20 protein-coding genes and 3 riboswitches are annotated in these 19,945 nt (G+C 46.6%); of the genes, 8 read left to right on the forward strand and 12 right to left on the reverse strand.

The features are described from left to right. Positions 1–46 precede the first annotated feature (46 nt). Positions 47–148: riboswitch (guanidine-I (ykkC/yxkD leader) on the reverse strand. A gap of 345 nt (positions 149–493) precedes the next feature. Beyond that, a complete protein-coding gene (locus NQS30_RS16625; protein ID WP_132106642.1) occupies positions 494–1,033 on the forward strand; it encodes a DUF4352 domain-containing protein in 540 nt (179 codons plus the stop codon). 46 nt (positions 1,034–1,079) lie between these two features. On the opposite strand, the gene galE is transcribed toward NQS30_RS16625, so the two are convergent. Continuing rightward, complete coding sequence (galE, locus tag NQS30_RS16630) at positions 1,080–2,096, reverse strand: UDP-glucose 4-epimerase GalE (RefSeq protein WP_014419237.1); 1,017 nt, start codon at positions 2,094–2,096, stop codon at positions 1,080–1,082. Between the two features lie 210 nt (positions 2,097–2,306). Between galE and pepT the strand changes: the two genes are divergently transcribed. The 4 genes from pepT (at position 2,307) to NQS30_RS16650 (ending at position 6,249) form a co-directional block, all read left to right on the forward strand. After that, the gene (pepT, locus tag NQS30_RS16635) at positions 2,307–3,539 is read left to right on the forward strand and encodes a peptidase T (protein WP_053285308.1); all 1,233 of its coding nucleotides are present in this window, start codon (positions 2,307–2,309) and stop codon (positions 3,537–3,539) included. A 576-nt stretch (positions 3,540–4,115) separates the two neighbouring features. Then, positions 4,116–4,283, forward strand: a complete 168-nt coding sequence (locus tag NQS30_RS16640; protein WP_003150808.1) for a hypothetical protein — start codon at positions 4,116–4,118, stop codon at positions 4,281–4,283. A gap of 103 nt (positions 4,284–4,386) precedes the next feature. After that, positions 4,387–4,863 (forward strand): LURP-one-related/scramblase family protein, encoded by a 477-nt coding sequence (locus tag NQS30_RS16645; RefSeq protein WP_012118790.1) that lies wholly within the window; start codon positions 4,387–4,389, stop codon positions 4,861–4,863. An 84-nt stretch (positions 4,864–4,947) separates the two neighbouring features. Then, a riboswitch (SAM riboswitch) is annotated at positions 4,948–5,034 on the forward strand. Between the two features lie 78 nt (positions 5,035–5,112). Beyond that, positions 5,113–6,249, forward strand: coding sequence for a 5-methyltetrahydropteroyltriglutamate--homocysteine S-methyltransferase (locus NQS30_RS16650; protein ID WP_044802395.1), 1,137 nt, complete (start codon positions 5,113–5,115; stop codon positions 6,247–6,249). A 35-nt stretch (positions 6,250–6,284) separates the two neighbouring features. On the opposite strand, the gene NQS30_RS16655 is transcribed toward NQS30_RS16650, so the two are convergent. Further along, complete coding sequence (locus NQS30_RS16655; protein WP_218791421.1) at positions 6,285–7,166, reverse strand: methyltransferase domain-containing protein; 882 nt, start codon at positions 7,164–7,166, stop codon at positions 6,285–6,287. A gap of 362 nt (positions 7,167–7,528) precedes the next feature. Continuing rightward, a riboswitch (purine riboswitch) is annotated at positions 7,529–7,629 on the forward strand. A gap of 139 nt (positions 7,630–7,768) precedes the next feature. Here NQS30_RS16655 and NQS30_RS16660 point away from each other — a divergent pair. Further along, positions 7,769–8,962: a NupC/NupG family nucleoside CNT transporter gene (locus NQS30_RS16660; RefSeq protein WP_007407776.1), complete on the forward strand. Its 1,194-nt coding sequence runs from the start codon at positions 7,769–7,771 to the stop codon at positions 8,960–8,962. A gap of 47 nt (positions 8,963–9,009) precedes the next feature. Here the strand turns inward: NQS30_RS16660 and NQS30_RS16665 are convergent, their stop codons facing one another. The 3 genes from NQS30_RS16665 to NQS30_RS16675 all read right to left on the reverse strand — a co-directional run bounded on the left by NQS30_RS16665 (position 9,010) and on the right by NQS30_RS16675 (position 12,445). Beyond that, complete coding sequence (locus NQS30_RS16665; RefSeq protein ID WP_082998192.1) at positions 9,010–9,684, reverse strand: DUF3298 and DUF4163 domain-containing protein; 675 nt, start codon at positions 9,682–9,684, stop codon at positions 9,010–9,012. 140 nt (positions 9,685–9,824) lie between these two features. After that, complete coding sequence (locus NQS30_RS16670) at positions 9,825–10,133, reverse strand: hypothetical protein (RefSeq protein ID WP_038456400.1); 309 nt, start codon at positions 10,131–10,133, stop codon at positions 9,825–9,827. A gap of 260 nt (positions 10,134–10,393) precedes the next feature. Next, the gene (locus NQS30_RS16675; RefSeq protein ID WP_218791422.1) at positions 10,394–12,445 is read right to left on the reverse strand and encodes a catalase; all 2,052 of its coding nucleotides are present in this window, start codon (positions 12,443–12,445) and stop codon (positions 10,394–10,396) included. Between the two features lie 200 nt (positions 12,446–12,645). On the opposite strand from NQS30_RS16675, the gene citH reads away from it, so the two are divergent. Next, on the forward strand, positions 12,646–13,926 hold the full coding sequence (gene citH, locus NQS30_RS16680; protein WP_059367523.1) for a citrate transporter CitH: 1,281 nt from the start codon (positions 12,646–12,648) through the stop codon (positions 13,924–13,926). 41 nt (positions 13,927–13,967) lie between these two features. Here citH and bglS read toward each other — a convergent pair whose 3' ends face one another. Further along, positions 13,968–14,699 carry a beta-glucanase gene (gene bglS / locus NQS30_RS16685; protein WP_007407782.1) on the reverse strand — a complete coding sequence of 244 codons (732 nt, stop codon included), beginning with the start codon at positions 14,697–14,699 and terminating at the stop codon, positions 13,968–13,970. 253 nt (positions 14,700–14,952) lie between these two features. Continuing rightward, positions 14,953–15,780: a BglG family transcription antiterminator LicT gene (gene licT, locus NQS30_RS16690; protein ID WP_218791423.1), complete on the reverse strand. Its 828-nt coding sequence runs from the start codon at positions 15,778–15,780 to the stop codon at positions 14,953–14,955. 171 nt (positions 15,781–15,951) lie between these two features. Here licT and NQS30_RS16695 point away from each other — a divergent pair, with 171 nt between their 5' ends. After that, entirely contained in the window at positions 15,952–17,202 is a 1,251-nt protein-coding gene (locus tag NQS30_RS16695) for an MFS transporter (protein ID WP_122504320.1), read from the forward strand. Between the two features lie 30 nt (positions 17,203–17,232). Here NQS30_RS16695 and NQS30_RS16700 read toward each other — a convergent pair whose 3' ends face one another. Genes NQS30_RS16700 through NQS30_RS16720 form a run of 5 tightly spaced genes read right to left on the reverse strand, consistent with a single transcriptional unit; the run spans position 17,233 to position 19,945 of the window. After that, positions 17,233–18,672 (reverse strand): DEAD/DEAH box helicase, encoded by a 1,440-nt coding sequence (locus tag NQS30_RS16700; protein ID WP_052828004.1) that lies wholly within the window; start codon positions 18,670–18,672, stop codon positions 17,233–17,235. A gap of 54 nt (positions 18,673–18,726) precedes the next feature. Further along, positions 18,727–19,101, reverse strand: coding sequence for a hypothetical protein (locus tag NQS30_RS16705; RefSeq protein WP_124692662.1), 375 nt, complete (start codon positions 19,099–19,101; stop codon positions 18,727–18,729). A gap of 51 nt (positions 19,102–19,152) precedes the next feature. Continuing rightward, entirely contained in the window at positions 19,153–19,413 is a 261-nt protein-coding gene (locus NQS30_RS16710; protein WP_100001658.1) for a DNA-binding protein, read from the reverse strand. Further along, positions 19,410–19,790 (reverse strand): YxiJ family protein, encoded by a 381-nt coding sequence (locus NQS30_RS16715; protein ID WP_100001661.1) that lies wholly within the window; start codon positions 19,788–19,790, stop codon positions 19,410–19,412. The genes NQS30_RS16710 and NQS30_RS16715 overlap by 4 nt, the downstream gene beginning before the upstream one ends. After that, positions 19,784–19,945, reverse strand: a complete 162-nt coding sequence (locus NQS30_RS16720) for a hypothetical protein (RefSeq protein ID WP_164463371.1) — start codon at positions 19,943–19,945, stop codon at positions 19,784–19,786. Before NQS30_RS16720 ends, NQS30_RS16715 begins: the two co-directional genes overlap by 7 nt.

Genomic DNA, 19,945 nt, shown 5'->3' on the forward strand with positions numbered 1-19,945 from the left:
TAAAATCAAAAAAGCCCGGGAGAGCACTCTTCATTAAAAGAGCAGAAACTCCCGGGCTTTTATCCCAACGTGTCACAGCAGGAACCTGCTGTGTGTTTTCTCTCGGTCCAGACCAATTCAGCATTGCGGAACCCTAGAAAACCACTGTTTTTTATGTTCAGTTTTTGTATATCTTTCAAGATTATACGGGAAATCACGAACATGTTCAACCACTCTTTTTTCAATAAACGTATAAAAAATATGAACGATCTGCCGATACTAAAAAAGGCACTAAAATACATGACTAAAAAATCATTAAAATACTTTTTTTCTCAAAATATTATTGACTATAGGTTATTTTACAGGCATTATAGTATGTAGTTTTCAAGAAATAGTTTACATAGGAGGAAATATTATGGCAGGTAACCTGGTGTCTTGTAAGGCATGCGGCAAAGAAATCGCTAAAGGCGTTAAAAAATGCCCAAACTGCGGTAAAGATCAGAGAAACTTTTTTATGAGACATAAAATTATCACATTGCTTCTGGCAGTAGTGGTTATTATCATTCTCGTAAACATCGGCGGCGGAGGCGGATCTTCATCATCTAAAACCGCGTCTTCAAAAGCTGCGGAATCCAAGGAAAAACTGTATAACATCGGTGACACTGTTAAGACTGAGAAAACTGAAGTTACTGTTACGAAAGTGGAAAAAAGAGATTCAGTAGGCTCTCAATTTGTCGAGAAAAAAGCAGCTGACGGCGGCGTTATCGTAGCTGTTCAATACACAGTTAAAAATGTTTCAAACAAGCCGTTAAGCTCTTTCTCCATTCCAAGAGCGAAATTAGTAGATTCTAAAGGAACATCCTATGATTCAGATATTGATGCTTCTTCAAGCTATGCAACAGAAACAAAAGTAGACAACAGTAAAATTTTAAGTGACTTGAACCCGAACATTAAAGTTACTGACGTAAAAGCTTTTGAAGTTGATAAAAACGCATACTCTAAAGGCACTTGGAAATTAAAGTTCAGCAACGATGTTGAAGTGAAAATTAAATAATGACCGTAATAAAAGAGACCTTCACCATTTGAAGGTCTCTTTCTTTTTACACCTTTTGGTACCCGTTCACATTGGAGGACTGCCACTTCCAAGAGTCGGCGCACATTTCTTCAAGCCCGCGCTTTGCTTCCCAGCCTAATTCAGCCTTTGCTTTTGCCGGGTCTGCGAAGCATGCGGCGATGTCTCCCGGGCGCCGGGCGGCAAAACGGTACGGCACTTCTTTTCCCGATACTTTTTCAAACGCCTTGACCATCTCAAGAACGCTGTAGCCTCTTCCCGTGCCGAGATTATAGGCATCCGCGCCTGTTGTGTTCAGCACCTTCTCAAGCGCTCTGACGTGGCCCTCGGCAAGGTCAACGACATGGATGTAATCCCGCACGCCGGTGCCGTCCTTTGTCGGATAATCATTGCCGAACACCTGCAATTGCTCAAGCTTGCCGACAGCGACTTGTGCGACGTACGGCATTAAATTATTCGGGATGCCGTTCGGGTCTTCTCCGATCCGCCCGCTCGGGTGCGCGCCGAACGGATTAAAGTAGCGGAGCAGCGCAATGCTCCATTCAGAATCCGCTTTATGCAGATCGCGTAAAATCTGTTCCAGCATCAGCTTTGTCTGCCCGTAAGGATTGGTCGCGCTTAATGGAAAATCCTCAGTGATCGGCGTTGTTTCCGGAACGCCGTAAACCGTCGCTGAAGAACTGAAGACGATTTTTTTCACACCGTGTGCCTGCATGGCTTCACATAAAATAAACGTCCCCGTCAGATTATTATGATAATAACGGAGCGGAACAGCCACAGACTCACCGACGGCTTTTAATCCCGCAAAATGAATGACGGCTTCAATCTCATTTTCAGCAAACACCCGGTGAACGGCGTCACGGTCAAGGAGATCCGCTTCATAAAATACAAGCCCTTTTCCGGTAATGTCTTTCACACGCTCCAATGCTTCCGGTGAACTATTTGACAGATTATCCAAAACCACGATGTCATAGCCGCCGTTTAACAGCTCGACACATGTGTGGCTTCCGATATAACCCGCTCCGCCTGTCACTAAAATCGCCATGAAGAAAGCCTCCCCTATTGAATGAATTGACCATATTATATCGGTTTTTTCTTCCTCAATCATCCATTTCCAAAAAGTTTAATCGTTTAGTCATCGTTTCTTCATAATTTGTTTTCATTCGCGTAAAACACAGAGCCTTCGATTCAAACCGGTTGCGAAATAGAAATCCCTCCCCCGCGCATGGTAAGATAAGACAAAGGAGATGACGGTATGAAAAATGAAATCATTGAACGCTTTACCTCTTATGTAAAAGTCGATACACAGTCTGACGAAAACAATGAAAACTGCCCTTCAACCCCCGGCCAGCTGACATTGGCCAACATGCTGGCAGATGAATTAAAGTCGATCGGCATGACAGACATCACAGTCGATGACAATGGGTACGTCATGGCGACTCTGCCGGCAAATACGGATAAAGACGTGCCGACTGTCGGTTTTCTGGCTCACGTGGACACCGCGACCGATTTTACCGGGAAAAATGTGAATCCTCAGATTATTGAGAGCTACGACGGACATGATATCGTTCTGAATGACAAACTCAATGTCGTCCTGTCGCCTGAGCAATTCCCGGAGCTCTCCCGCTATAAAGGCCAGACGCTGATCACAACAGACGGCACGACGCTGCTCGGAGCCGACAACAAAGCGGGCATTGCCGAAATCATGACGGCAATGGCGTACTTGATCAAACATCCGGACATCAAACACGGAACGATCCGGGTCGCGTTTACGCCCGATGAAGAAATCGGCAGAGGCCCTCACAAATTCGATGTCGGCCGCTTCAACGCCGCATTCGCCTACACGATAGACGGAGGCCCCCTCGGCGAACTGCAATATGAAAGCTTTAACGCAGCCGCCGCAAAGCTTACTTGTTACGGAAAAAGCGTCCACCCGGGAACGGCGAAAAACAAAATGGTCAACGCTTCAAAAATCGCGATGGAATTTCATCACGCGCTGCCGAAAGAAGAAGCGCCGGAATATACGGAAGGGTATGAAGGCTTCTATCATTTACTCTCCATGAACGGAGACGTTTCTGAAGCCGCCCTGTCGTACATCATCAGAGACTTTGACAGAGACCGCTTTGCAGAACGAAAAGAATATATGCAGAAAACCGCCGATGCGCTGGCGGCCAAATACGGCAAGGAAAGCATCAAGCTTGAACTGCGTGATCAATATTACAACATGAGAGAAAAAATCGAACCGGTCAAAGAGATAGTCGATGTCGCCTATCAAGCCATGAAAAACCTCGATATCGAACCGATTATCGAACCGATCCGGGGCGGAACCGACGGATCACAGCTCTCTTACATGGGGCTGCCGACACCGAACATTTTCACGGGCGGCCAAAACTTCCACGGAAAATATGAATACATTTCCGTCGATCATATGGAAAAGGCGGTAAACGTCATTGTTGAAATCGCCAGGCTCTTTGAAGAGCGCGCTTAAAACCAAAGCCCCCTGCTTTGGTTTTTTTCTTTCACATGAAACCTTTCCTTCTTTCTTTCCGTATATAAGGTATGAATTGGAAAGAAGGAGTGAAGACTATGGCAAGAGGGACTGTAGCGAAAGAATTGAAAAAAACCTTAAAAGACCCGCGTATTCTGGAGACGAAATCAAACCCTTTTAAAAAACTGCGGAAAATGTTCAAACGATTTTTTTAAGATAACATCTCGTTTTCTTTAAAAAAATAAAGAAAGCGCTGTCATCCCGCAGTCATCTGTTAGAAGCAGTTATTTTGCATATGATAAGGTTTTTTAGGGTACTGAATAACACAAGGCAAACGAAAACACTGAAGTAGTTAATTAGACACTTACAAAAAATAGTGAAAAAGTTATATAAACGATCATCATTCATCAGCCGATACAATCTATAGAACCACAACAAGAGCAAAATCTCTTCAACCCATAGTCATTTTTACGGAAAATGACGTTATTTTTTAAAAAAGTGACAATTGTTTGAATACTTTTCGTTTGTTTTTTCGTACAATAATAATACCAAAACTTTTTTTGGGAGGTATGTAAAATGATGCTACTTATTTTTGCTGCTTTGACAGGGTATCTTGTTTTCTCTTTCAGTAAGGACAACCGCCGGAAAACGCCAAAGACAAGCCCGCTGGTGACAGCTGCCGACACGAATAACATCATTGATTTAAATGCGATCCGTCAAAAACGCCGGATGCCGCTATCATAAAAACGACAGCTGCCGCAAAATCGGCAGCCTTTTTTTTATGTACCCGGCCGATATGAAACCAACCGCCTCCTTTTTTCGTACAACATAAAAAAGGAGTTTTTTTATGTACCATTTTTACATCAAAGAGCGAATGTTTACGTTTAAGAATCGTTTTCAAGTGTTTCTTGAAAGCGGAAAAGAAGTCTACAATGTTGAAGGAAAGCTGTTTTCATTCGGTGATGAACTGAAGCTGACTGATTTGGACGGCCGCACGCTCGCCAGCGTCAACCAGAAATTGATGTCGCTCGTTCCCCGTTACGAGATTTCCGTCAGCGGCAAACCCGTCTGCCAAGTCATCAAGAAAGTCACGTTTTTCAAACCGAAATTTGAAATTTCCGGACTCGGCTGGGATCTTACCGGCGATGTGTGGGGCCGGAATTTTCAAGTGACAGACGGAAAATCAAACCGGATGACCGTCACCAAATCATGGATGAGCTGGGGCGATTCCTATCATTTGCAGATTGAAAAGGAAGAGGATATCGTTCTTTGTCTCGCGATCGCCATTGTGATAGATATGATTCTATTTGAGGGTGATAAATAAAAATATTTATCGAAATATATTGACAATATAAGATAATATACTAAGATTAAGAGTATTACAGTTTATTCTGAAAAATAGCATATTTCCTTATCAAGAGAGGTGGAGGGACTGGCCCTATGATACCCGGCAACCGCTGTTCAGCAGAATGGTGCTAAATCCTGAAGATAAGGTTGAGATTTGCGGACGCAAGCTCTTCCCTATCCGAGGGAAGAGCTTTTTTATATTTCATCAGGAAAGAAGGAATCGTTCATGTCACAGCAAAACACAGAACAACCATTGCATACGCTTCTAAGAAAAAACCCGCCGTTTCGCGCGGATCAGGTCGGAAGCCTGCTGCGGCCGGCGGCTGTGAAGCAAGCCCGCCTGCAAAGAGCGGCGGGTGAGATTTCGGCAGAACAGCTGCGCGAAATCGAAAACAGAGAAATCATCCGCAGTGTGAAAAAGCAGAAAGAAACCGGCCTCAATGTCGTGACTGACGGCGAATTCCGCCGTGCCTGGTGGCATTTTGATTTTCTCGAAAATTTAGACGGCGTCGAAGCGTTTACGCCTGAAAGCGGCATTCAGTTTCACAACGTACAGACGAAAGCGCGCGGCATTAAAGTAACGGGAGATATTGATTTTTCTCAGCATCCGATGCTCGAAGATTATAAATTCCTGCACAGCATTGCCGGCGATGCTGTTCCGAAAATGACCATCCCAAGTCCGAATATGCTGTTTTTCCGCGGAAAATTGGAAAAAGCGTCCTACCAGAATGATTACAAACAATTTCAGCACGATGTGTCAAAAGCGTATAAAAAAGCGATTCAAGCTTTCTATGACGCCGGGTGCCGCTACCTTCAGCTCGATGACACCGCATGGGCCGTTTTCTTATCAGAAGCGGGGCTTCGTCAGATTGAAGCTTTCGGCACGACGCCGGATGAGCTGCGCAAGCTGTTTGCCGCTTCCATTAATGACGCCATCAAGGATCGCCCTGACGATCTGAAGGTTACGATGCATATCTGCCGCGGCAACTTCCAATCCACATGGACGGCTGAAGGCGGCTATGATGCAGCGGCTGAAACGATTTTTGACGGGCTTGACCTTGACGGATTGTTCCTGGAATATGATGATTCCCGCTCCGGCGGCTTTGAACCGCTCCGTTATGTCAAACGCTCTGATCTTCAGCTTGTGCTTGGCTTGATTACGTCAAAACATGGCGAACTTGAAGACAAGGACGCGATTAAACGCCGGATTGAAGAAGCTTCACAATATGTCAGCCTGGATCAGCTTTGCCTCAGCCCGCAATGCGGATTCGCCTCCACTGAGGAAGGAAACCTGATCACAGAAGAACAGCAATGGGCGAAACTGCGCCATGTCGTCAACATTGCCGGTGAAGTCTGGAAATAAAAAAAAAGACACGCGATTAGCGTGTCTTTTCCGTTTTACAGCGGATCGGTTCCGATTAAAATATTGATATCTATCGTGACAGCAGCCTCTTTCCGGCTGATAAACCGCTGGATGCTGGCATCAGTACATTTCCATGTTAAGGGCGTCATTTTCACAAGCCGCTCGAGGTCAGGCTGCGCTAAAGTCTTTGTGTAACACAGCCGTTTGCGCTCAAAGGTTTGAAAGCCCGCTTGGAATCGTCCGGCCGCAGAATCGGCGGTGTCATTCCGCCGAGGACTGTCTCCGAAGAAGAATTCCCTTACTTCCTTCAAATAATCACGCCGCGGCACCGCTTTAATGACTGTGCCGCCCTTTCGTAAAAGCCTGCTGCATTCCTTGTAATTCCAAGGTGATAAAACAGACATTATGACATCAAAACGGCTGTCGGCAAACGGCGCATCCGCCACATCAGCGACGGCAAAAACCATATGATTCCCGAAGGCCTTTGCGGCATGCAGCACACCTTCTTTCGAGAGATCAATGCCGATTCCCGTCACGGAAAAAGCAGGCTGAAGCCATTTGCATACGGCGGCTAAATGAGACCCTTCTCCGCACCCCGCATCCAATATCGCCGCTGATGTTTGCGGAGATTGAATATGGGTGATGATGGCGGCGATCTCCCTTTGAACCGGCCCAAAAAATTCCCGGCTGTCAAAAAGCTCGCGTCTCGCTTCGAACAGCTGCCTGTCATAGCGGGTTTTGACCGATTTATTGAGGAAATTCACATATCCTTGTTTTGATATATCAAATGTATGCCCCTGTCCGCAAATCAAGCTTCGGTATTGTGAGACCGCCATGGCCGACCGGCATAGCGGACACCTGAACACGGACTGGCATGATTGCAGTAATTCCGCGCGTTTTCTTTTTATAGACGTCAAAAAAACACCTCATTCATTCGTTATTCCGATGAAATGAAAAAGGCATAGACAAATAAACCTCGCCAAATTGGAAGGTTTAACCTATTCATCTATACCTCTCATTATCTGTAACGAATGAACTGGATGATCACGAAAATGACCCCTTTTCTGCCGTCTTTTGAAGGCTGTGCCCTCAGATCCATTTTATCAGCTGCATCCCGTCTTTACAATGAACTGGAACTGTTTTTGGGAGTCTTTTATACCTTTATTATCCAATTACTTATGCACATCCTTTATTTTCTTTATTTATAATATAAATTTATTATTTTGAAAATATCTAAAAAGGTTGATTTTCAAAAATTGAAACGATAAAATACTGCTATCTCATGTAATATCGTTATTCTTGTATATGATCAGTAATATGGTCTGATTGTTTCTACCTAGTGCCGTAAAAGACTAGACTACAAGAAAGTTTGCATAAATTTGAACGAGTGAAAAGCATATGATGCTGTCAGTCTATTCTTTTCTTTTGGCTCTTATTTATCACACTTTCTGGCTTTCAGGAATTTGTGACGAATAAGAGCTTTTTTTATTTCCATAATACCCTTATAGGAGTTGCTCACATGTACTTTTTATTGAACATTGTCGGTCTCATTGTTGTCATGGCTGTTGTTTTCTTATGCTCTCCCAACAAGAAGAAGATTAAATGGCGTCCGATTGTCATGCTCCTCGTCTTTGAGTTTCTGATTACTTGGTTTATGTTAGGGACAAAAGTCGGCGGCTTTGTCATCGGGAAGATCGGCGCGTTCTTTACATGGCTGATTTCCTGCGCCAGTCAAGGGATTGCGTTCGCTTTTCCGTCTGTCATGGCCAATCCGACGGTTGATTTTTTCTTCAGCGCATTGCTGCCGATTATCTTCGTCGTGACCTTCTTTGATATGCTGTCGTATTTCGGTATTCTGCCGTGGCTCATTGATAAAATCGGCTGGCTGATTTCTAAAATATCCCGTCTGCCGAAGCTGGAGAGCTTTTTCTCCATCCAGATGATGTTTTTAGGAAATACGGAAGCTTTAGCCGTCATCCGCCAGCAGCTTGCCGCCGTCAGCAACAATCGGCTTTTGACATTCGGGCTGATGAGCATGAGCAGCATCAGCGGCTCGATCATCGGATCATACTTGACGATGGTTCCGTCCACTTATGTGTTTACAGCCATCCCGCTGAATTGCTTAAACGCGCTTTTAATCGCCAATATGCTGAATCCCGTGGACGTTTCTAAAGAGGATGATATTATTTACGTTCCTTCAAAAGCGGAGAAAAAAGACTTCTTCTCCACGATTTCTAACAGTATGCTTGTCGGCATGAACATGGTCATTGTCATTTTAGCGATGGTAATCGGCTATGTGGCGTTAACGGCCGCGTTAAACGGCGTACTCGGGCTGTTCATGCACGGGTTGACCATTCAAAAGATTTTCTCATACATCTTCAGTCCGTTTGCCTTCCTCCTCGGATTAGGCGTACATGACGCGATGTATGTCGCACAGCTGATGGGCATCAAGCTCGCGACGAATGAATTTGTGGCAATGGCCGATCTGAAAGGGCAGCTGAATTCACTTCCGCCGCACACGATTGCCGTGGCTACGACATTCCTGACATCATTCGCAAACTTCAGCACCATCGGTATGATCTACGGATCTTATCAATCTCTGCTTGATGGTGAAAAATCAGCCATCATCGGAAAAAACGTCTGGAAGCTGCTTGTCAGCGGAATTGCCGTTTCCTTATTGAGCGCGGCGATTGTCGGATTGTTTGTCTGGTAAAAGAAAAAAAGCGATACCGCTCCATTTTGGAGTGATATCGCTTTTTTTTATTGATAGACGGATGCAGGTACGAAAACGTCCCGGATTCCTGCCGCGTAAGGTCCGAGATCATATTGTCCGAACACAACGGCAATGCCGTTTTTCGTAAAGAAGAAAGGTCTTTCGCTATTCAGGATGATCTCTTGTTTTTTGACGTCCTGGTCAAACAGATCGTCATGTTTCTTGATGTAGCCGTAAAGATAGTCTCTCGTTTTGTTAGCTTTCGTTTTTGTATTCAGCACATTATCGAGTGTGACCCGTTTTTTCGCGGCCAGGTCGTAATTAAAGGTCTGAACGGATGTCAGCCCGTGTGCGCCGCCTGTGTAACTGTAGTCTTCCGTCTGAATGCTGAGCTTGCCGTCTTGATTATACTTCACCTTAAAATCTGTTTGGTATTCCGCTTTGTAGCCTTGTTTTTCACCGTCTTTTTTGTTTTTCACATATTCTTTGTACGATTGTTCAATATAGCGCTTGAAGTCCTGATTGACTTTCTTTTCAAAAGATGCGTTTCCCGTATTTGTGACCTCGGGGTATGTCAGCTGCTTTACATGCTTATACGTATGGCTTTTGACAACAGGCTTTGCGGTTTGCGCGGCCTCGGCTGAAGGCGCGAAACCTCCGAACGGCGCGGCTGTCAGCACGGTTAAGAGCACGGCCGCCATCATTTTGAATGCCTTTTTCATCACAACTCCTCCTTTTCATTACCGTTCCCTTTTTGAAAACGGGTTACACTCTATAGACAGCGCAGATCAGTAAATTGTTTCTGGGCCTTCTTTCACATTTTCTCCATGAAAAAAAGAGACATGGAAAATCCACGCCTCTTTTACCGTGAAGGTCTTTGCGCAATGGCTTCATAAACGGCTTCCGCCAAATCGGAGTTGCCGAACATCTCCAAAACGCCGATAACGGTTTGATCAGGAATCGGTTCTGATTCCTCCTTCGGCACGACAAGCTCTTCAGCCGTTTTTTGCAGCTCTTCGTTTAAAGGCTGTCCGGGATAAGCCTTGCTGTAAATGGCCATCGGATCAAGGTCATGATTGACGCACCATTGGGCAAACACCAAAATCATCATGTTTTCGTCACGCCGGTAATATTCTTCGAGTTGTTTTTCGGTAAACGGCTTCACTATCATTCGCTCCTCCAGAAAATCTACCCCTAAGATACACAAACACAGAGCGGAAGTAAACCAAAGATCATTTCACCATCAGTCAGAACCCTTTAAATAATGCAATGCCCTGACTCTCTAAAACTGTTGTCTGAATGTCCCGGACAGCGGAAGGTACGGATTTGCACGGAAGCCATTTTCGTTTTCTCCCAATATTAATGCTTCGTTCAGATATTTCACTTTCACAAGAAAAAAGCGCCCCTCTCATAAAAGGCGCTTTTTCATTCTTATATGTTTCTGTCCCAATGCCGATGCTCAGCCACGGCCTTCAGAAATTGTTCATGGTTTCCGTCCGGAACAAGGCCGGGGCCGTTTTCGGTTCCGGCGGCGAGGGCGAGAAGTTCTTTTCCTTCACCGGAGGCGCCGATCGCTTTGTAATGGCTGAAAGCTTCGCTGACGAAGTCTTTAGCCGATTTTTGGGCTTTGAGGCTGTCTGTGCTTTGTTTTCCGCCCGGAATGAAAACAGCGTCGTACAGGACGGAATCCGCTGTCAGGAAAGTGGCTGACGCTTTCAGCTCCGTACCGTTTTCTCCCTTGACAGTTCCCAGCGCGGGGCTGATGATATCGGCTCTGACTCCCGCCTGTTTGCATGCGTCAAGCACTTGTTTGACTTTCTCATCAGAAAACCCGTGGTCGGTTAAAACCGCGACCTGCCTTGTCGCTGCCGTCTTCACCGTGTTTTCCTGGCTTAAGGCCGGGGAAGTGAACGTTTCATCAGATTCACGGTCCTTCGGCGGCGGGTTCACGCCGATTCCTTTCGCAACACGCTCGGCAAGCCCGGCGTCGACGTGACTGAAGACATCCACCACCTGCTGCTGCACGTCCTTGCTGTTCACTTTTCCGACTTCAAAACAGAACGCGGAGATGATATGTTCTTTCTCGGCGGGAGACATGCTGTTCCAGAACATCTTGGCCTGAGAAAAATAGTCATTGAAGCTCTCACTGCGCTGGCGGATTTTTCTGCCTTCTACTTTTTCCTGGTAATGAACGTATCCGCCTTCTTCTTCTGAAGCCGGCGACGGATCATTGTTCTGCAGGGAATTTTTATGATAGGCGACGGGGCCCTTATTAATCGTCATCCGGTGGTAGCCGTCGTATTGGTTGTTATGGAACGGGCAGACCGGCCGGTTGATCGGAATCTCGTGAAAATTCGGCCCGCCAAGACGGATGAGCTGTGTATCTGTATAAGAGAAAAGCCGGCCCTGAAGAAGCGGATCATTGGTGAAATCAATGCCCGGCACGACATTGCCCGGGTGGAATGCGACTTGTTCCGTTTCCGCAAAGACATTGTCCTGATTGCGGTCAAGGGTCATTTTTCCGATCAGCTTGACGGGAACCAACTCCTCCGGCCACAGCTTCGTCGGATCAAGGATATCGAAATCAAATTTAAATTCATCTTCTTCGTCAATCATCTGAACACCGAGCTCATACTCGACTTTGCCGCCGTTTTCAATCGTTTCCCACAGGTCGCGGCGGTTGAAATCGGGATCTTTCCCGGCAATTTTCTGCGCTTCATCCCATACGAGGGAATGAACGCCGAGCACGGGTTTCCAGTGGAATTTTACAAAGCGCGCTTTTCCTTTCTCGTTGACGAAACGGAACGTATGCACGCCGAAGCCCTCCATCATCCGATAGCTTCTCGGGATGCCGCGGTCAGACATCGTCCACATGACCATGTGCGCGGATTCAGGATTGTTTGCGACAAAATCCCAGAACGTATCATGAGCCGTCGCAGCCTGCGGCATTTCATTGTGCGGTTCCGGTTTTATGGCGTGAACGAGATCCGGGAATTTGATCGCGTCCTGAATGAAGAACACCGGAATATTGTTTCCGACGAGGTCATAGTTCCCTTCTTCAGTATAAAACTTCGTCGCAAATCCCCTGGCGTCACGGACGGTGTCGGCTGACCCCTTGGAACCCGCCACTGTTGAGAAACGGACGAAAACAGGCGTTTTGACGGACGGGTCCTGCAAAAATTTCGCCCGTGTATATTCCGTCATCGGTTCGTACACCTGAAAATGCCCATGAACACCGTACCCGCGCGCATGAACGACCCGTTCCGGAATCCGCTCGTGGTCAAAGTGCGTCATTTTTTCACGAAAATGAAAATCCTCCATCAGCGTGGGGCCGCGGCCGCCCGCTTTTAAAGAATGTTCATCCTCAGACACGCGAAGCCCCTGATTGGTCGTCATTTTTTTGCCGCTGTTATCAGACCGGTACTGCTCCAGCTGTTCGTCCTTTGAGTGTTCATTTACTCGTTTGTTTTGATCATCACTCATGTCAGTTCCCCCTTTTAAAACGAAACATTCTACAGCACATTTACCCGCGGCGTTCTTCATATAAACTGCTGATCCGCTCATTAGGATTTTAGGTCTGTATTTACATATGCGGTCATACACATTTTGAAATAAGCCATTTTCACAGAAATAAATTGTGAAAACGCTTACCGAAATAGCTGTTGAACAGGGGAGGTCATATCGTGCTTGCCATACTCGGTTTTGTGATGATGATTGTCTTTATGTATCTTATTATGTCTAATCGGCTTTCCGCTCTTATTGCTTTGATTGTCGTTCCTGTTGTGTTTGCCCTGATCAGCGGATTTGGCAAAGATCTCGGCGAGATGATGATTCAAGGCGTTACAGACCTCGCTCCTACCGGGATCATGCTGTTATTCGCCATCCTGTATTTCGGCATTATGATTGACTCAGGTCTGTTTGATCCCCTCATTGCCAAAATTCTATCGCTTGTCAAAGGGGATCCGTTAAAAATCGCCATCGGCACAGCGGTTCTGACGATGACCATTTCGCTGGACGGAGATGGGACAACAACGTATATGATTACGATTGCGGCAATGCTGCCCCTTTACAAACGGCTCGGCATGAACCGTTTGGTGCTGGCGGGAATCGCGATGCTCGGTTCGGGCGTCATGAATATTATTCCGTGGGGCGGGCCGACGGCGAGGGTTTTGGCTTCCTTGAAATTGGACACGTCGGAGGTCTTCACACCGCTGATTCCTGCTATGATTGCCGGCGTTCTCTGGGTGATCGCCGTTGCTTATCTCCTCGGAAAAAAAGAACGGAAGCGGCTCGGTGTCATTTCAATTGAACACGCGCCGTCTTCTGATCCGGAGGCGGCGCCGCTGAAGCGTCCCGCTCTCCAATGGTTCAACCTGCTGCTCACTGTCGCCCTGATGGCCGCGCTGATCACCAGCCTGCTTCCCATCCCTGTTCTTTTTATGATCGCGTTCGCCATCGCCTTGATGATCAACTATCCAAATGTCAAAGAGCAGCAGAAACGGATTTCAGCGCATGCGGGTAATGCGTTAAACGTTGTCTCAATGGTGTTTGCGGCAGGCATATTCACAGGCATTCTCTCCGGCACAAGAATGGTGGATGCGATGGCGCATTCTCTCGTTTCCCTCATCCCTGATGCCATGGGCCCGCATCTGCCGTTGATCACTGCGATTGCCAGCATGCCTTTCACCTTTTTCATGTCAAATGACGCCTTTTACTTCGGTGTGCTTCCCATCATCGCCGAAGCCGCTTCCGCTTACGGAATAGACGCCGCTGAAATCGGAAGAGCCTCCTTGCTGGGCCAGCCGGTGCATCTGCTCAGCCCGCTTGTGCCATCCACCTATCTATTGGTCGGAATGGCGGGCGTCAGCTTTGGCGATCATCAAAAATTCACTATTAAATGGGCCGTGGGGACAACGATTGTGATGACGATTGCGGCGCTTTTGATTGGGATTATTTCGTTTTAATTAAAAAAGGATTTCCGCCAGCGGAAATCCTTTTCTGTACATTATTTTTTTGTATAGCGCACCCAGTCATAATGAGCGTATAGCGGATTTACACCATTGTAGGAACCGAGCCAGTCATCGACACCTATCCCATTCCACAAGTTCATCATGATCTTTCCCGGGTTTGTCGGGATTTGGCTTGTCGCAGTATGTTTTAATTGCCCATCGACATACCATTTAATAGAGTTTGGCTGCCAATCGAACGCATACGTATGATAGGCATTGGCCGCGTCAAATCCGAGATCCGCAACCTTCTCATGGTTTCCCGCGCCATTTGTATAATAGTTAAATTGAACCTTTGTCGTGTCTTTTCCTAAAAATTCGATATCAATCTCATCCCAAGGAGTGCCATCCGTTGGACCTGTATAAGTGAAGAACGATGAAACGATCCCTGTGTTTTTAGCCGGTTTCATTCTGACTTCATAAAGTCCGTAGCCATAGGTTTGAACGGAGCGGTTCTCCCCGCAGTCAAACTTGTTATAAGACGGGCTTGTCAGCGCCAAACGCATTTCACCTGATGACGTCATTGATACATTATTTGCACGCCACGTGCAGTTGAACATATCTCCATTGGAATAACCATTTGCTTTTTGCCATAATCCGGAGTTATAGCTGTTAAAAGGTTCAAAAAACGATCCGCCTGTTTGAGCTGATGCAGTAGAAGTGATCGCACACAAACTCAAAAACAATCCAGTGACAAGAAGCAGCAGCACTCGTTTCATACGATAAAACATGTCGGCATTCCCCTTTCTTTGAAAACGATTTCTTTATCGATCATACATGATTCTGTTAAAAGGGGACATCGGTCAGAATAATGATAATAATGAATCTTAAAAAAACCTAAATTACCATCAGCACAAACAGAAATGATCAGCGCTCATTGTAATTTAGGTTTTGCCTGCTTATCAGTAACAATCCTAACAAGATCATATGTGAATGTAAAAAAGTGAATACAAGAAAACAAAAATGCCAACGCTTTCATTATGCTTATTTGACTACCCTTTCTATGTGAATCGTTAAATACAGCAGCTCGTCACTGGTGAGCTTGTGCTTATACGCCCTCTCAATGCATGTTTGGATTTTCTTCGTGCATTCATACGCCCGATGGTACTTTTCTTTCACTGTCTCCAGCAAAAAATCGTCCTGGCTTTCCATATGTGTGCCGTTAAAAAGACGCTGCGCGAAAAACTTTAAGTGGGTGACAAACCGATAATAGTGAAGTGATTCCTCGTTGAAGTCAATCTTAAAATGGTATTTTACGATACTCAAAATCTCTTGCATGACTTTTGTAATGTTGATGATATTGGGCATCTCTTCATTCAGCTCGGCATTGACAATATGCAGCGCAATAAAGCCTGCTTCATCCTCCGGCAGAGACACGCCAGTCTTGTTTTTTACCATGGCCAACGCTTGTTTGCCGATTGCAAATTCGTCTTTGTACAGCCGTTTCGTTTCCCACAGTAAGGCGTTTTTGATATCCAGCCCTTTCTTATTGCGCTGGATCGCAAAGTTAATATGGTCGGTCAGCGACACATAGATGCTGTCATTGAGCTTTATGCCGAGCTGTAATTTCGCATAGCTGATAATCTCTTCGGATACTTCCATACATTCGATCGGGATATCATACAAAAGGGTTTTGAACTTTTCGGATACATCTTTGTTATCGAGCGTGAACACTTTCTCAATGCGGGCTTCATCTACCGGGTCTCCCGTTTTCTTTTGAAAAGCAATGCCCCGGCCCATGATAACCAATTCCTGATTGCCTTCTTTGAGCACACTGACAACATTATTATTAATGACTTTCGCAATCTTCAATTCTGTCTCCCTCCCGCCTGACCATTTACCTGCTACACCTTGATTTTACATCCTTTTTGAACTAGGTCAATATCTCCAGGTCAATCAGAAAACGCCGTTCAGAAATCATTGTCCAACGATGAGGCAGCGGCGCATATAATGCAGAGAACCGGTTTTTGGGAAGGAGCGTGTGTGATGAAACGGTTTTCGAAAGAAGAAAGCAGCTGGATGCTGTACGATTGGGCCAATTCAGCTTATTCGGTCATTATTATGACGGCGGTATTCCCCTTGTTTTTTAAAGCCGCGGCGGCGGAAAACGGTGTCAGCGCGGCGGATTCTACCGCTTATTTGGGCTATACGATTGCCGCCGCGACTTTTATTTTGGGGATGCTCGGCCCCGTCCTAGGAACGATTGCCGACTACAAAGGATGCAAGAAACGGTTTTTTGCCTTCTTTTTTCTGATCGGTGTGGCGGGCACCGCCGCGCTGGCTTTGATTCCCGGCGAATCTTGGATGCTGTTATTAATTTGTTATACGATTTCCACGATCGGCTTTGCCGGGTCTAATGTGTTTTATGATGCGTTTCTCGTTGATGTGGCCGCAAAGGAGCGGATGAATATGGTGTCCGCCAGGGGGTTTGGGCTGGGCTATATCGGCAGTACGATCCCTTTTCTCCTCAGCATTGCCGTGATTCTTTCAGCACAAGCGGAGGTGATTCCGCTGTCCGCCCAGGCTGCCGGCCGCATTGCCTTTTTGATTACGGCGGCATGGTGGGGGCTGTTTTCGATCCCGCTCCTTCTCCGCGTCCGCCAGCGCTATTATATCGAGAGGGAGCCGCGGCTTGTACTCAGCAGTTTTAAACGGCTGGCCGGCACGCTGAGGCAGATCAGGAAGCACCGGGCGCTGTTTTTGTTTCTGCTCGCCTATTTCTTCTATATCGACGGGGTCGGCACCATCATTACGATGTCCACGTCATACGGGGCTGACCTCGGCATCAGCGCGGCAAATCTGCTGATTGTTTTATTTGTCACTCAGGTCGTCGCCGCGCCTTTTTCGATTTTGTACGGACGGCTGGCCGAACGGTTTAAAGGAAAAACGATGCTTTATGCCGGAATCGGCGTGTATATGATTGTCTGCACGTATGCTTATTTTATGGATTCCGCTTTTGATTTCTGGGTTTTGGCTATGCTTGTCGCCACTTCCCAAGGAGGTATTCAGGCGCTGAGCCGCTCTTACTTTGCAAAGCTTGTCCCCAAACAGAACGCCAATGAGTTTTTCGGCTTTTATAATATCTTCGGCAAGTTCGCTTCGATTATCGGCCCGCTTTTGATTGCCGTGACCGCCCAGCTGACCGGAAATTCGTCAGCCGCCGTGTTCAGCCTGATCATTTTGTTTGTAATCGGGATTGGCATTCTTGCGTTTGTGCCCGAGGAGACGGCGTAAAAAAAGCCTGCGCGCGGCAGGCTTTCTTTTTTATTTCTTGGCTTTATGGACTTTCAGTTTTTTGCCTTTGACCGTCGTATTTTTCATGATGTCAAGAACGTGCGGGCCTTTGCCGTTCAGAATTTCGACGTACGATGCGTTGTCCAGAATCGTGATAATCCCGATATCATCGGCTGAAACGCCGTCGATTTTCGCAATCGTTCCGACAAAATCGACCGCTCTGAGTTTTTTCTTTTTCCCGCCGTTAAAGTACAGTTTCATGATGTCTTTGTTTAACTGTTCGCTTTTGTCTGTTTTGACGTCTGGGCGGGCGTTCAATTTTTCCGCAAAAGCCGCTTTCCGTTCCGCTGTTTCTTTTTCTGACGGTGCTTCCCGCTTTTGGATGCGGAAACCGATATATGTCTCAATGTCATTCAGAAACCGCGCTTCAAACGGCGTCACAAACGTGATGGCCCGGCCGCGGTGTCCGGCGCGCCCCGTTCGGCCGGTGCGGTGCACATAGCTTTCTTTTTCAAGCGGAATATCATAATTGATGACGAGGCTGATGTTTTCGATATCAATTCCTCTGGCGGCAACATCGGTCGCAACGAGATAGCGGAACTCGCCGCGCTTGAACTCGTTCATAACGTCAAAGCGGTCTTCCTGCACCATGCCGCCGTGAATTTTATCGCAAGGATAGCCCAGCCTGTCCAGCTCATCGGTTAACTGGATGACTCTTTCTTTTGTCCGGCAGAATATAATGCAGCTGTCCGGGTTTTCGGTGATCAGGACATCACGCAGCAAAGATGTTTTGTCCTCTTCTTCTGTTCTGGTGACAAAATGCTCAATGTCTTTTGTCGTCAGGCCTTCCGCTTTTACTTCAATCAATTCAGGGTCTTTCATATATGTGCGGCTCAGCTTCTCGACGTCATCCGGCAGCGTCGCTGAAAACAGCATGGTGACTCTGTTTTTCGGCAGATGCTGAATGATGGCTTCCACCTGTTCAATAAATCCCATATTCAGCATTTCATCCGCTTCGTCAATCACCACATACGCCAGCCGTTCAAGCGGCAGCGTCCCTTTTTCTATATGATCAAGCACACGCCCCGGCGTTCCGGCAACGACGTGGCTTTTTTGCTTCAGTTCGGTTTTCTGTTTATCAAAAGAAGCTTTTCCGAAAACCGCCGTGGCTTTTATCCGTTTAAAACGGCCGATATTCGTGATATCTTCTTTAATCTGCGCCGCAAGCTCGCGGGTCGGCGTTAAAATCAGCGCCTGCGGTTTGTTTTCCTCCCACTCCGCAAGCTCGCAGATCGGAATGCCGAAAGCCGCGGTTTTGCCGCTGCCCGTCTGCGATTTGACGACGAGGTCTTTTTTTTGCAGCGCGGCGGGGATGACGCGCCGCTGCACTTCAGTCGGCTCGGTGTATTGCAAGCCATTCAGCGCCCGTCGGATTTCGGGGCTGATCGCATATTCATTAAACTCATTCATGACTAAACTCCTTCTCTGTCCGGCTCCCCTCATTATACGCGAAATGCCGCCGCTTTACCCTGACGTTTTGCCGGGCCATTCGGGGGACTGCTTTTTCTTCATGTCAAGCACGACCCACTTGGCGCAATAGAAGCTCATTCTTCCTTCCCCGTCATCGACATAATAGCGTATCGATTCCCAGCCGCCGTCGACCGGGCTGATACCCAGACGGATGTCGGTGATGCTCTCCAGATCATCCAGCCGGGCAGCACTCACACCTTCAAACCGCAGCACAGCATCATACTGTCCATCAGCCAGCTTCAGCTCAAACACCGGGATTTTATCATAAAACTCGTTATACCCGGTATAGAACGTAAACTCCGTCAATTCAAAACAACCCGGCGAATCCGGCCCCAGCAGAACTGCTTTCTCATGTTTGTGCCATTCCATTTTTGCCTCCTTTTTTTCTGAATTGGCATGTCTGACTCAAATGAATTTTTCTTACAAACCCCCATGAATTTCTTTATATGTCTGCATCCAATCTTTTAATTCTTCTATCGTATGCAGATAAGAATCAGGCGAATCTTTCAGATCAAACCCGCTCAAATACACGAGCATCTCCCAAACGTTTTCATCCTCAACCGCCGGATCATCTGCACTCACATACTCAGGCGCCCAATCCGACACTTCTTCCCTTACCGCTTGACCGTTCAGGATCAGATCAGCCTTCTTCAGACATTCTGCTATTGTTGGTTCTTTCACGTCAGAAGCCTGCCTTTCTTGTTTAAAATGCTGACCAACAGCCCTCTCACCCGTTCATGCCGCCCGATTTCCCGGCTGAGCTCCGGATAATCCGTTAAAGCATTTTTCAGCTGCGCATATTGAGGATACAGCTCAAAAAAGGATTTATATAAAGCTTTACGCTGCCGCGCAGGCATTTGTTTATCTGCCAACACAAAATCTAAGCTGCCGCAGATAAGCGCGAAATACTCATAAAAATCCCCCGCGCAGTCAGCCCCCTCAAAGTCTTCTTCAAATCTCCCAGCATCTGAAGGCAGCGGACCCTCTAATTCTTTTTTGTGTAATTTCAGGTTTTGGATGACGTCATCATTTAAAGAATATCTGTTGGATCTTAACATCTCAGAATCACTCGAATATCACCTAATTCATCGATGATCGTAAACGAAAGCCCGTCATTCTGATGCCGTCCGAGATACAGATGCCCGCAGTAATCAAAATGACAAAAACATCCTTTTACTGATTCTTCGACTATCTTATTCATTTTTATTTTCAT

It is taken from the genome of Bacillus sp. B1(2022), from assembly GCF_040259625.1.
GTDB classification, from domain to species: domain Bacteria; phylum Bacillota; class Bacilli; order Bacillales; family Bacillaceae; genus Bacillus; species Bacillus velezensis.